Source organism: Microbacterium pollutisoli (genome assembly GCF_053586795.1).
The window spans coordinates 40,603-53,782 of sequence record NZ_JBNYWT010000001.1 but is presented as its reverse complement, the minus strand read 5'-3'; the positions used below and the strand labels follow the sequence as shown (position 1 = coordinate 53,782).

9 protein-coding genes are annotated in these 13,180 nt (G+C 67.1%); 7 read left to right on the top strand and 2 right to left on the bottom strand.

What is annotated here, in order from left to right; genetic code table 11:
• Positions 1-57: 57 nt before the first annotated feature.
• Both ACQ143_RS00260 and ACQ143_RS00255 read right to left on the bottom strand, forming a co-directional pair.
• The gene (locus tag ACQ143_RS00260; RefSeq protein WP_449568722.1) at positions 58-1,125 is read right to left on the bottom strand and encodes a TM2 domain-containing protein; all 1,068 of its coding nucleotides are present in this window, start codon (positions 1,123-1,125) and stop codon (positions 58-60) included.
• Between the two features lie 49 nt (positions 1,126-1,174).
• Complete coding sequence (locus ACQ143_RS00255; RefSeq protein WP_449568721.1) at positions 1,175-1,816, bottom strand: hypothetical protein; 642 nt, start codon at positions 1,814-1,816, stop codon at positions 1,175-1,177.
• Between the two features lie 212 nt (positions 1,817-2,028).
• Here ACQ143_RS00255 and ACQ143_RS00250 point away from each other — a divergent pair, with 212 nt between their 5' ends.
• The 7 genes from ACQ143_RS00250 (at position 2,029) to ACQ143_RS00220 (ending at position 13,165) form a co-directional block, all read left to right on the top strand.
• Positions 2,029-4,056, top strand: coding sequence for a hypothetical protein (locus tag ACQ143_RS00250; protein ID WP_449568720.1), 2,028 nt, complete (start codon positions 2,029-2,031; stop codon positions 4,054-4,056).
• A complete protein-coding gene (locus ACQ143_RS00245) occupies positions 4,040-5,653 on the top strand; it encodes a class I SAM-dependent DNA methyltransferase (protein ID WP_449568719.1) in 1,614 nt (537 codons plus the stop codon). The genes ACQ143_RS00250 and ACQ143_RS00245 overlap by 17 nt, the downstream gene beginning before the upstream one ends.
• A complete protein-coding gene (locus ACQ143_RS00240) occupies positions 5,646-6,839 on the top strand; it encodes a restriction endonuclease subunit S (protein ID WP_449568718.1) in 1,194 nt (397 codons plus the stop codon). Before ACQ143_RS00245 ends, ACQ143_RS00240 begins: the two co-directional genes overlap by 8 nt.
• On the top strand, positions 6,839-8,089 hold the full coding sequence (locus ACQ143_RS00235; RefSeq protein ID WP_449568717.1) for an exonuclease domain-containing protein: 1,251 nt from the start codon (positions 6,839-6,841) through the stop codon (positions 8,087-8,089). The genes ACQ143_RS00240 and ACQ143_RS00235 overlap by 1 nt, the downstream gene beginning before the upstream one ends.
• A gap of 65 nt (positions 8,090-8,154) precedes the next feature.
• Positions 8,155-8,778 carry a hypothetical protein gene (locus tag ACQ143_RS00230; RefSeq protein ID WP_449568716.1) on the top strand — a complete coding sequence of 208 codons (624 nt, stop codon included), beginning with the start codon at positions 8,155-8,157 and terminating at the stop codon, positions 8,776-8,778.
• Between the two features lie 49 nt (positions 8,779-8,827).
• On the top strand, positions 8,828-9,967 hold the full coding sequence (locus ACQ143_RS00225; protein ID WP_449568715.1) for a GTPase family protein: 1,140 nt from the start codon (positions 8,828-8,830) through the stop codon (positions 9,965-9,967).
• A 15-nt stretch (positions 9,968-9,982) separates the two neighbouring features.
• Positions 9,983-13,165 (top strand): type I restriction endonuclease subunit R, encoded by a 3,183-nt coding sequence (locus ACQ143_RS00220; RefSeq protein WP_449568714.1) that lies wholly within the window; start codon positions 9,983-9,985, stop codon positions 13,163-13,165.
• Positions 13,166-13,180 lie beyond the last annotated feature (15 nt).

Sequence of the window (13,180 nt, the reverse complement as noted above, 5' to 3'; positions counted from 1 at the left end):
TGCTCGCACGTCGCCGGCTCGGTGGCGCTCAACCGTGGAGCGCCACCCCACGCGTGATCACTCGATGACGAGCGTCCAGCCGCCGTCGGCGGTCACCGTGATGACCGACGGGCCGGCTGACAGCGGGACGGTGCCGCTGTAGGCGCCGATCTCGTTGACGAGCAGCCCGATGTTGAACGCTTCGGCCGTCTCTTCGTAGACCACGAAGTTGCGCTCGCCGTCGTGCGTGGCGGTGAGCGCCGCGGCCGGGCCGTTGTAGAGGAACACGGCGTCACCGGTGCCCGACGGCGCCACGGTGGGCGCCTCGCCCATCGGCTGCACGGTGATTGTCCAGGCGCCATCGGCTGTCACCTGCAGCCGCGTACCCTCGCCGAAGGCATTGAGCCCCCACGCGGTGGTCCCGGTGTACACGCCGATCGTGTTGACCAACAGCTCGCCGGTGGACTGGTTCGATGCGTCGATCACCGAGATCGCGAAGTTGCGGGATCCGTCGTGCGTGGCAGTGATGATGCCGCCCTGTGCACCTTCGGGCAGAATGACCAGCGAGTCGCCCGATCCGGACTCCTCCAGCACGGCGAACTCGCCCCACTCCTCGTTCGCCCATGAGCTCGCGGTGACCTCGGGCTCGGGCTCTTCCTCGGGCGCGGGCTCGGGCTCTTCGGCCGGCTCTTCGGCATCAGAATCGGGCTGTTCGGGCGCAGAATCCACGGGCTGTTCGACGGCGGGCGCGCTCGGCTCCTCACCCGAACCCGGGGTCGCGCCGTTGACGGCGCCGATCACCACGCCCAGGACGATGACGACCCCGGTGACGATCCAGGCGATGACCTTGGACTTGTCGTAGCCCTCGAGCGGGCGGCCACGACTGTCGCGGGCGGCACCCGCGAGCACCATGATGAGGTCGACGAGCACCCAGACGCCCAGGCCACCGAGGGTGACGAGCTTCAAGATGCCCGTGCCGATCTTGCCAAGGTAAAACCGGTCGACGCCGAAGAAGCCGAGCAGCCAGGCGAACAGCCAGGTTGCGATGAAGGACTTGGCCGGCCCGCCTGCCCGCGAAGGGTCGAACGTGGGCACCGGCGGCACGGGTCCGGGGGGTGGCGGCGTGGGATAGGACGGGGTGGTCATGCTGCTTCCTCCTTTGTGATTGCGTTCTTCATCGGTGGCGTCGTGGCCGTCAGTACGACCACTCCCAGCCGGTCGGCGCGCCCATCGTGAGCGCGACCGATCCGTGCTCGGTCGGCACGTCGAGCACGACCCAGCCCGAAACGCTCTGCGCCGGACCGATGTCGTAGGGCAGCTGGTCGCTCGTGGCCATGCAGTAGGGCCCGTTGCCGATTGGGTCGTTGACCCGCTTGTCGTCGGCGTCGAACGCGACCCATCCGTACTCAGAGAACGACAGCGACGGGTAGGGGTCCTGGGCCAGCGCCGGGGTGGTCTCGACATTGAGATGGATGCCGAGGAGGTGGCCATTCTGGGCAGGGTCGGCAAACTCGTTGGTGCAGTCGATGTCCACGACGATGTCGGTGACGACGAGCTGCGCCGCGGTGTCGTCGCTGTTGCTCAGCGTCAGCCCGGCGAGCTGACCCACTTCCTTGATGACGTTGCCGCGATCGTTGACGATGCGCTCGCCGAACGCCGGTTCGGAGCTCGGCGTCGGCTCGGGTTCTTCCGGTGCCTCGGGCTCGGGCGCCGGCTCGGTGACGACCGGGTCAGCCGACGGCAGGTGGTCGGCGTCGGGCTCCACCGGCGCGGAGGTACAGCCGGTCAGCGCGGCGACGACTGCCGCGGCGGCGATGAGTGAGGTGAATCGGCGCATCAGTGCTCCTTGTGTGATCGGGGCGAGGTCGAGATGAGCGGGCGGGTCCGGTTCCCCAGCCACCCCACCGGTGACCCGCCCGCTCCAGCGGTGATGACCGCCTGATCCGAACGTAGAACCGGCATTCAACCAACTGGGCGAATCCGTCCGATAAGCCCCCTTATCACCTCGACGCTCGCCTCGCGTCGGTAGCTCTCGCTATCGTTTCGACCATGACCTCGAGCGCCGTGACCGAAGCGCCGCGAGGTGACGCCGTACTGCGTGTGTCACTCAGCGGCATCGCCGAGCTCGCGCGCGTGCAGCGGCCGGTCGTCTCGATGTGGCGCACCCGCTATGGCGCAGGCCCCGACGCCTTCCCGTCATCGATCGGTGGCACTCCCGCCGCCCCGATTTTCGATGCGGGTGAGGTCGCACGCTGGCTCGCGCACACCGGGCGGGGCAACAATCCCGACGCTGTGGCGGATGTCGCCGCAGCAGCCGCGCCGGACGGGTTCTCGTTCGCCGACCCGGCGGTCGTCGATGAGCTCGCGGCGCTGGTCGCTCTGCAGGCGAGATACGGCAGACTCTCCGAACTCACGTCCCACGACTTGATGCTCGCGGCCGCGAGCATCGATCCGAACGACACACACCTGCGTACCGAGGTCGAACGTCATGTGGCGGAGGGCCGTGACTGGACGGCGTATACCGATGCTCTGGTCGACTCGGCATACTCGCCGACGAACGCCCTCGACCTGATCCACGCCAAGCACTCGGCCCACGAGACGGGCGTCGGCTCGACGGCCGCCCTTACGAACGACGCCACAGACCTGCTGAGCGCCATGACCGCCGCATTGGTCGCGCATGACACCGGCCGACACCTGCTGATCGGTCGCGGAATCGATCCCCGGCTCGCCGCGAGGCTGGTCCGCGCCGTCGGTGACGAGCATCCGCTCACTGTTCTGCCGGGCGCCGCAGCCCGCGGCATCCGTCGCCGGCTGCTCGCCGACGGCATCTGGCCCGACGACGACGCGACCGGCCGATCGGTGCGCATCGCGCGCGTACCGACAGTGCCACGTCTGTCGATCGCAGCCATGCTCGCCGAAGCCGACGACGTCGCGCTGCACCTCGCCGACGGTGACGTCGGGCTGGTGGTCGGCCCCGCACGCGCGCTCGTCGACGCGCTCGACGGGCAGGCCGACCTCGTGCGGTCGGATGTGCTGCGCGGTGGTCGCCTGCGCGCGGCAGTACGACTGCCGGCCAATCTGGTCACCGGCGCCGCGCGCGAGGCCCTCGGGGTGTGGGTGCTCGGCCCGCCGACGGGCGATGTGCCGCTCGGCGAGCGCTTCACCGCGACCGCCGATCTCACCGACACCGCGCCCACGCGCGCCGCACGCGAAGACCTCGTCAGCGACGTGCTGGCAGCCATCGGCTCGGCACGCGACGTGCGGGCGCACGCGTTCCGCTTCGCAGTGCTGCAGCGCACGTCGTCGCTGCTCGCACGAAGTGGATCACTGGTGGGCGCGGCCACTCGCCGCGCGCGCACAGATCACAACCCGAGCCAGCTGCCGGCTCTCATCGACGAGGCCGCCCAGGCCGTCGCCGGCGATCTCGCAGCTCCGCGGGTCGAACCCGCAACGGCTCCGTTCGAATCCGTCGCACCGGCACTGCTCGGCGATCTCATCCACGAACGCCATGCGCGTGTCATCGCCGGCACGCGACTGGCCGATGCCGACGGCGACGACACCGGCCTGGTCGTGGTCACCGCCGCCGACCTCGACGACCCGACGCGCATCGGCGCGCGGCGCATCGACGCGCTGACCTTCGCACTCCGGCATCCACATGCCCCGCTGACCCGCCCCGGCGATGTCGTGTTCCGCACGAGCCCGACTGCCGCCGCGTGGGTCGACACGGCGGGGTCGTCGGTCGTCGCCTACCCCGCGCGGGTGCTGCGCATCGACCCCGCCGACCCCGGCGGGCTGGTGCCCGAGATCGTCGCCGCCGACATCGCCGGCCAGGCGTCCGGCCCCGGCACGTGGCGACGCTGGATGCTCCGCCGCGTCACACCCGACGCGATCGCGGGTCTGCGGCGCACGCTCGCTGACATCGCCGCCGCGCGCGACGACCTGCGCGAGCGCATCGCACGCCTCGATGCGTACCGCGACGTTCTGACCGCTGGCGTCGTCGCCGGTGCCATTACTCTGTCCGATAGCGGCCACCCGACCGCTGCAGCGAATGAGGAGCACGATGCCCCGTCCCCGTAAAGCCGCACCTGCGGCGCCGTCGACGATGAAAGAGCTGAAGGACACGCTGTGGAAGGCGGCCGACAAGCTGCGCGGCTCGATGGATGCGTCGCAGTACAAAGACGTGATCCTCGGCCTCGTGTTCCTCAAGTACGTGTCCGACGCGTTCGACGAGCGCCGGGCGCAGATTCGCGCCGAGCTTGATCAAGACGGCTACGACGCCGAGCAGATCGCTGCGCTCATCGACGACACCGATGAGTACACGGGGCGGGGCGTTTTCTGGGTGCCGGCGCACGCGCGATGGTCGTTCCTGGCAGAGAACGCCAAGGGGCTGGGCCCGTCGATGGAGGGTGCCGAGAAGACGATCGGCGCGCTGATCGACGAGGCGATGGATGCCGTGATGCAGGCCAACCCGCAGCTGTCCGGCACACTCCCCCGCATCTTCAACCGCGAGAGCGTTGACCAGCGCCGGCTCGGCGAGCTGGTCGATCTGTTCAACTCGGCGCGGTTCGCCGGCCAGGGGCAGGCGGGCGAATCGGGGCGACGCGCGCGTGACCTGCTGGGCGAGGTCTATGAATACTTCCTCGAGAAGTTCGCCGCAGCCGAGGGCAAGCGGGGCGGCGAGTTCTACACGCCCGCCGGTGTCGTGCGGGTGCTGGTGGAGCTGCTGCAGCCCACGCACGGGCGTGTGTACGACCCCGCGTGTGGATCCGGTGGCATGTTCGTGCAGGCCGAGAAGTTCCTCGAAGCGCACCACGGCGAGGGCGCCGACATCTCGGTCTACGGCCAAGAACTCAACGAGCGCACCTGGCGCATGGCGAAGATGAACCTCGCCATCCACGGACTGTCGGGCAACCTCGGCCCGCGGTGGGGCGACACGTTCGCTCGCGACCTGCACCCCGAGCTGCAGGCGGATTTCATCATGGCCAACCCGCCGTTCAACATCAAAGACTGGGCGCGCAACGAGTCCGACGCGCGGTGGCGCTACGGCGTGCCGCCGGTCGGCAACGCGAACTATGCGTGGATCCAGCACATCCTGTCGAAGCTGGCCCCCGGCGGCCAGGCGGGCGTCGTCATGGCGAACGGATCGATGTCGTCGAACTCGGGCGGCGAAGGGCAGATCCGTGCCGAGATCGTCGAAGCAGACCTCGTTTCGTGCATGGTCGCGCTGCCGACGCAGCTGTTCCGGTCGACCGGCATCCCCGTGTGCGTGTGGTTCTTCGCGAAAGACAAGGGCAAGCGTGCTGGCGAAGTGCTGTTCATCGACGCCCGCAACCTCGGCCATATGGTCGACCGCGCGGAGCGCGCCCTGAGCGACGACGACATCGCGAAGATCGCGGGTACCTTCCACGCATGGCGAGGCATCGCGTCGGATGCCCCTCCCGCCGAGCACGAGGATGTTCCCGGCTTCTGTTACTCGGCCACGCTGGCCGAGATCAAGGCCGCCGACTATGCCCTCACCCCCGGCCGCTACGTCGGCGCCGCCGAGGCAGAGGACGACGGCCAGCCGATCGAGGAGAAGCTCGCGCGCCTGCGCGCGGAGCTCGAGTCGCAGTTCGCCGAGTCGGCCCGCCTGGCCGATGTGGTTCGCGAGCAGCTTGGGAGGGTCGATGTCTGAGTGGCGGACGGGAACCTTGTCCGAGCTCGTCGCTGAGGACGCAGGCATCAAGTCTGGCCCCTTCGGCACCGCCCTCTCAGCGTCGGAGTACAGCGCAGAGGGAGTGCCGGTGATCTCTGTCGGAGAAGTCGGTTACGGCGAGTTCCGGATCCGTGACGACACACCCCGCGTTGATCAATCAGTCACCTCGCGGCTCGGCGAGTACGTCCTGCGCGAAGGCGACATCGTATTCGGAAGGAAGGGTGCCGTCGACCGAAGCGCATGGGTCTCTGCACGGGAAGCGGGCTGGTTTCTCGGGTCTGATGGGCTCCGGGTGCGGACCCGCGCGGGCGTGGACTCGCGATTCGTGGCATTCCAGCTGCGTGGGCGCGCGGTACGGGATTGGCTCCTCCAGCATGCTGGCGGGTCGACTTTGCTTTCGCTGAACCAGAGCACGCTGGCCCGCGTTCCCGTGGCCATTCCGCCCCTCCCCGAACAGCAGGCGATCGCCGAGGTGCTGGGTGCCCTCGACGACAAGATCGCCGCCAACACCACCCTCGCCGCCGTCGCGGACAATTTGATACGGGCAGAGTACGAGACCTTGAGTCCCACACGGACCGTCCGCATAGGCGAGATAGCGCTGTCGCCTAGGGATTCCGCCGAGCCGCGTGCACTCGATCCGAACACCATATACGTCGGTCTCGAGCACATCCCCCGGAAGTCGATGTGGCTGGACGCCAGCGGCGTGGCTGACGACGTTACGAGCGGGAAGACATGGTTCCGGGAAAGCGATGTGCTGTTCGGAAAGCTGCGCCCGTACTTTCACAAGGTGGTACTCGCGCCCGTGGATGGTATCTGTTCGACCGATGTATTGGTGGTTCGCGCGAAGGACCCCGACATGTCGAGCATGCTCATCTCGGCGCTAAGCAGCGACCTGGTCGTACGTGAGGTAGTCGCGCGGAGCGAGGGAACGAGGATGCCTCGAACGAGTTGGAAGGACCTCAGCGATGTTGAGATCGCGTGGCCTGAGGCACAAGAACGCCTCGCGTTGTCAAGGCGGCTTCACGCAGTCTGTACCTCGGTCCGCTCCATTCTCGCTGAGAATCGCACCCTCGCGGCGACACGCGATGCGCTGCTCCCGCAGCTCATGTCCGGCAAGATCCGTGTCCGCGACGCGGAGCGGATCGCCGAGGAAGCAGGTGCGTGATGGCGTTCGCGGTCGTGGACTTCGAAACCACCGGCATCCTGCCCTCGTACCACCATCGAGTCGTCGAGATCGGGGTGACTCACGTCGACGATGACGGGACGATCACCGGCCGGTGGGAGACGCTCGTCAACCCCGAACGGGATCTCGGCCCGCAGCAGATTCACGGCATCCGCGCGGTCGACATCCTCGATGCACCGCTGTTCAGTGACATCGCCTCGGAGTTCGCCGAACTGCTGCACGGCCGGGCGTTCGCCGCCCACAACGCGAGCTTCGACCTCAGATTTCTGCAGGCGGAGTTCGAGCGTGCGGGGTACTGGCTCAACGGCGGCACGCCGAGCATCTGCACGATGACGCTGGGCTCGAACTTCGGTCTGGGAGGGTCGGCCTCGCTCGTGCACGCGTGCACTACCTACGCGATCGATCATTCACAGGCGCACTCCGCCGGCGCCGACTCGTACGCGGCAGCCCAGTTGCTGCGTACCTACCGGCATCTGAGCGCAGAGTGGCCGGGGTGGAGTGACTACTGGGATGCCGTGGCGCACGCCGGGCGCACCTACACGTTTCCGCAAGGGCGACGCACCGGCGTCGCCGTCAAGCCCCGCCCGGATTCGTCGGCGGCGCCGCCGAGCTTTCTGGAGCGCATCTCTACGAACGTCGTTCGAGAGGCGGTCGAGGGTGCGGACGCGCAGTACCTCGCGCTGCTGGATCGATGCCTGCTCGACGGATACATCTCCGCCCACGAGAGCGCAGAGCTCGCCGACGCCGCGAAAGACCTCGGCGTGACCCGCGCGCGAGCCGACGAGTTGCACGTCGACTACTACCGCGCGCTCGGCGAGCGTGCGTGGTCGGACGGCATCCTCACCGATGCCGAGCGCGCGGATCTCGCCGCGGTTGCGGCGTTGCTGAAGATCCCGGTATCCATCGCCGACGAGGTCGACTCTCGGACGATGACGGAAGCGGAAAGCCATTCGACGACCTCGCCGAATGGGAGTGGCGATCGCTTTCAGCTGGCGCCCGGTGACATGATCGTTCTCACTGGGGATATGACCCGCGGTCGATCGGACTGGGAGGCCGACTTGCGTGGCAGAGGACTGGTGCCGCACCCGGCGGTGACCAAGAAGGTCAAGCTCGTGGTCGCCGCCGACCCTGACTCGCTGTCAGGCAAGGCACGGAAGGCGCGCGACTACGGCATTCCGATCGTCGGCGAAACGGGGCTGGCAAAGCTCCTCGCGGGTATGGCGCGACCATGAGCCGACCACATTTCCAGTACACCACCCGAAACCGACAATGATGTCCCGCATATGAAAGCAAACGCATGACCAGCGCCGTCGCACCGAAGCCCAAGTCACCCGTCTGGGCCAGGTTCCTTCTCGTATTCGTCATCGTGCTTGCGGTCCTCGCGGCCATGGTCGGCGCGTACTTCGTTGGCTCGATGCTAAACGCCGGCGAGAGCCGCGATGTGCAGGTCGTGCGATCGGTGCAGACCGAAGAACAGGTCATCCTGCTCACGGTGGGAATCACAGACATCAAAGAGGAGCAGGACAACCAGGAGTTCTTCGGGCTCTTCGATATTCCGCTGAGCGACCGCACCGTGTTCTTCCGCTACGAGTTCGACGCCAAGTTCGGAATCGACGGCAGGAACGTCGTCATCACGCCCACAGGCGACAAGACATACGCGATCACGATTCCCCCGTTCGAGGTGCTCGGCAACGACGACCCCAAGTTCAGCGTCGCCACCGAAGCCAACGGGCTGCTGAGTTGGGCAACACCCGAGATCGACGAGCTCGCCATTGCTGAAGAAGTGCTCGCCAAGGAGTCGATCGCTGAGCAACTGGATAGCTTCCGGCCTCTGCTCGAGGACCAGGCTGTCAACTTCTACAGCCGCATCGTTGAGAGCATCGACCCGGAAGTCACGCTGACGTTCGAGTTCAGCGAGTGAGATCACAGAGGCAGTGATGGACATAGCATCTGAGTCGGAGCCCCAGGACGTGGACACCTCCGAGATCAGCGGGCGCGCTTTTCTCGACGCGACCTCCGAGGCCAAATCGCGATACGGACGCTTCAACCTCGCCGTCATCGGTGGCTCCGGCGTCGGCAAGTCATCGCTGGTCAATGCCGTCTTCGGGCGTGACTGGGCGAAGGTCGGCAAAGGCCTGCCGGTGACCCGTGGTGTGCGGTATTACCACGATGAGTCACTCGGCATCTGGGACGTCGAGGGCTTCGAGATCGGGTCTCAGAAGGCACCGGCTGAGCAGCTGCGGGAGCACCTGCGCGTCATTGCAGGTCATCCGGCCGAACAGCAGATCTCGGTCGTCTGGTACTGCGTCAAGGCGAATGACGACCGTCTCACGCCGGCTGACATCGAGATGATCCGAGAACTGGCGTCTGCACGGTTGCCGGTCATTCTCGTGCTGACCAAGGTCGACTGGACCAAGAACCGCATCACCGGACAGCGCGGCGTCTCGAAGGGCGTCGAGGAGTTCGTCGACTGGCTCGAGAACCCGGTCGACCACAACGACCAGCCGATCTCGATCCCCTACGAGCGTGTCATCCTCACCTCAACGCGAGACAAGCAGGGAAAGGGATCGGGGCACGGCCTCGGTGAGCTCGTCGCGGAGACTCTCGCTCTTTCGCCTGAAGACGAGAAGGATGCCTTTCGCATCGCACAGCGACTCAACCTCCCCTGGAAGCGCGAGATGGCTCGGCCGATCATCGCAGCGGCGGCATCCGCTGCTGCCGCCGCTGCCGCAGTTCCCATCCCTGTCGCGGATGCGGTGGCCCTGGCGCCGATCCAGCTCGGAATGATGGGGCGAATCGCGGCCATCTACGACCTGGAGCTCAAGACGATGATGTCAGCGGGTGCGCTCGCGCAACTGGGAGTGCAGATGACCGGGCAGGCTCTGGCACGCAGCTTCCTCAAGGTCATCCCTGGCGCGGGGAGTGTGATCGGCGCGTCGGTGGCGCTCGCGCTGACTGCGGCAACCGGCGAAGGGTGGATGCGTCTGTGCGAGCAAGTCCACACCGGCAAGCTTGACCTTGAAAAGATCAGTGAAGCCTGGAGCGATTATGCTCCCAGCTTCTTCGACGTTGTCCGCAAGATTGCCGAGCAGAAGATTTCGCGGAGCTGACGGATGTGATGTGACGTGACTGGACTGGCTGAATCCGACTGGGAGACTGCGGCGCTCGACATGCTTGCCGAGCCGCTCGGCTGGCGGCCCCGACGCGGAGAACAGATCGCGCCGGGCACCGACGAACGCGACACGTGGGACGAACTGCTCATCCGGCCGCGGCTGGTCGCCGCGATGCAAGAGCTGAACCCCGCTGTTCCGCTCAACTACCTGCAACAGGCCGCCGCCGAACTGGCCGCGCCGAAGTCACAGGATGCGATCACCGAGAACCACCGCATCCACGAGTACCTCGTCGGCGGTTATCCGCTCACCTACATCGACGCCGACGGCGCCGAGCAGAGTGTGCGCGTGCGGCTGCTCAGCACCGAGCCGTCGCAGAACGACTGGCTCGCGGTCAACCAGGTGACAATCCGGCAGGGCGACCTACACCGTCGATTCGACATCGTGCTGTTCGTCAACGGCATGCCGCTGAGCATCATCGAACTCAAGCGCGCCGGCGCGGCGATCGCGGGCGCGGCGACCGCCCGCGATCAGCTCACCACGTACCTGCGCGAGTTTCCGATGGCGTTCCGCTTCTGCGTGTTCGTGCTCGCCAGCGACGGCCTCGACGCCAAGTACGGCACGCCGTTCACTCCCCTCAACCACTTCGCACCCTGGAACGTCGACGACGACGGCGGCCGCCTCGAGCAGCCCCGCATCGAAGACGGCCACGACGTGCAGCCGCTCGACGATGCCCTGTCGGGGCTCTACAACCAGGAACGCTTTCTGCAGCTGCTGCGCAACTTCACCGCGTTCGACGAGGGGTCGGGCGGTCTCGCCAAGCGCATCGCCAAGCCTCACCAGTACTTCGCCGTCACCAAGGCGGTCGGCAGCACCGTGCACGCGGTTTCGTCGACGGGTAAGGCCGGCGTCGTGTGGCACACCCAGGGGTCGGGTAAGTCCATGGAGATGGAGCTGTACACGAACCTCGTGTCGCGGCATCCAACTCTCAAGAACCCCACCGTGATCGTCGTGACCGACCGCAACGAACTCGACGGACAGCTCTACCGCACCTTCGACCGCAGCCTGCTGTTGGCGGAGAAGCCAGTCCAGGTGACCGAGCGCGCGCGGCTGCGCGACGAGCTGCGCAGCCGTGTGACCGGCGGCATCTACTTCACCACGCTGCAGAAGTTTGGGCTCAGTAAAGAAGAGAAGGATGCCGGGGCCCAGCACCCCCTACTCACCGATCGCCGCAACGTCATCGTCGTGGTCGACGAGGCGCACCGCAGCCACTACGACGACCTCGACGGCTACGCACGCCACCTGCGCGATGCGTTGCCGAACGCGACGCTGATTGCCTTCACCGGCACCCCGATCTCGTTCGCCGAGCGCGACACGCGCGCGGTGTTCGGCGACTACATCGATGTCTACGATCTCACCCGCGCGGTCGCCGACGGCGCGACCGTTCCCGTCTACTTCGAGCCTCGCCTGATCAAGGTGGCGTTCGCCGAAGATGCGAGCGAAGACGACATCGACCGCGCCGCCGACGAGTACACGATCGGGCTCGACGACACCGAGCGCGCGCGTCTCGAGGCGTCGGTCGCCGTCGTCAACGCAGTGTACGGGGCGCCCGAGCGCATCCGCGAGCTCGCGCAGGATCTCGTCGACCACTGGGAAGAGCGGCGTGCGCGGATGATCCCGTTCATCGAGTCGCCCGGCAAAGCGCTCATCGTCGGGGGCACCCGCGAGATCTGCGCACGGCTCTACGACGCGATCGTGCAGCTGCGACCGGACTGGCACGCGGATGCGCTCGATTCCGGTCGCATCAAGGTGGTGTACTCGGGTACGGCGTCGGATCAGCCACCGGTGAGCGACCACGTACGGCGCGATTCCGCGAACGCGGCGATCAAGGAGCGGCTCAAAGACCCGGACGACGAGCTCGAACTCGTCATCGTGAAAGACATGATGCTGACGGGGTTCGACGCTCCCCCGCTGCACACCCTCTACCTCGACCGGCCGCTCAAGGGCGCGCTGCTCATGCAGACGCTCGCCCGCGTCAACCGCACATTCCGCGGCAAGGAGGACGGACTGCTCGTGGCATACGCGCCGCTGGCCGACAACCTTGCGCAGGCCCTCTCGGAGTACACGCGCGACGACCAGCAGACCCGTCCCGTCGGGCGCAGCGTCGACGAAGCTGCAGGCATCGCCCTCGAACTGGTCGCCGAGATCCGCGAGATGCTGCGCGGCTGCGCCTGGCGTGAGGTGTGGCAGCGCGGCGGAGCCCGTGCGTATATGACCGCCGCCACGATGGCCACGAACTTCCTGCGCGACAGCGGCAACCCGCTGAACCGTCCCGGCCTCGAGACCGAGACGCTCAAGAACCGGTACCGGCGGGTGAGCGGGCAGCTTGCGCGGGCCTGGGCCCTGGCATCGGGCCGCAGCACTCTCGCCGAGTTGCACGACGAGATCGCCTTCTACGAAGAGGTGCGGGTGTGGATGGCGAAGTACGACGCGGCCGAGCGGCAGGCGCGCGACGAGCCCATTCCCGAAGAGATCCAGCGGCTGCTGAGCAACCTCGTGGCCGAGGCGATGGCCACCGATGAGGTGCTCGACATCTACGAGGCGGCCGGCCTGCCGCGTATCGCGCTGGACAATCTCGGCCCGGAGTACCTGGCGCAGGCGCAGCGCGCGCGCAACCCGCAGCTGGCGATCGAGGCGCTGCGCAAGTCGCTGATCGACGCGGGAGCTGCCGCGACGCGTGGCAACCTCGTGCGCCAGCAGGCGTTCTCGGAGCGGATCGCCGAGATCATGCGCCGTTACACGAACCAGCAGCTGACCGCGGCCGAGGTGATCGCCGAACTCGTCGAGATGGCGAAGGATGTCGCCGCCGAGGCCTCGCGCGGCGATCAGTTCTCACCGCCGCTGTCGAGCGACGAGCTCGCATTCTTCGACGCCGTGGCCTCGAACGAGTCGGCCGTGAATGTGCAGGGTGAAGGCGTGCTCGCGCAGATCGCTCGGGAACTGGTGCAGGTGATGCGCCGCGACGTGCGCACCGACTGGACTGTGCGTGACGACGTGCGCGCCAAGCTTCGGTCGTCGATCAAGCGCCTGCTCGTGAAGTACAAGTACCCGCCGGACAAGCAGCCGGAGGCCATCAAGCTCGTCATGGACCAGATGGAGTCCATGGCGCCGCGCTACGCGGAAGATCGTCGGGGATGACGCGGGAACGGGGTG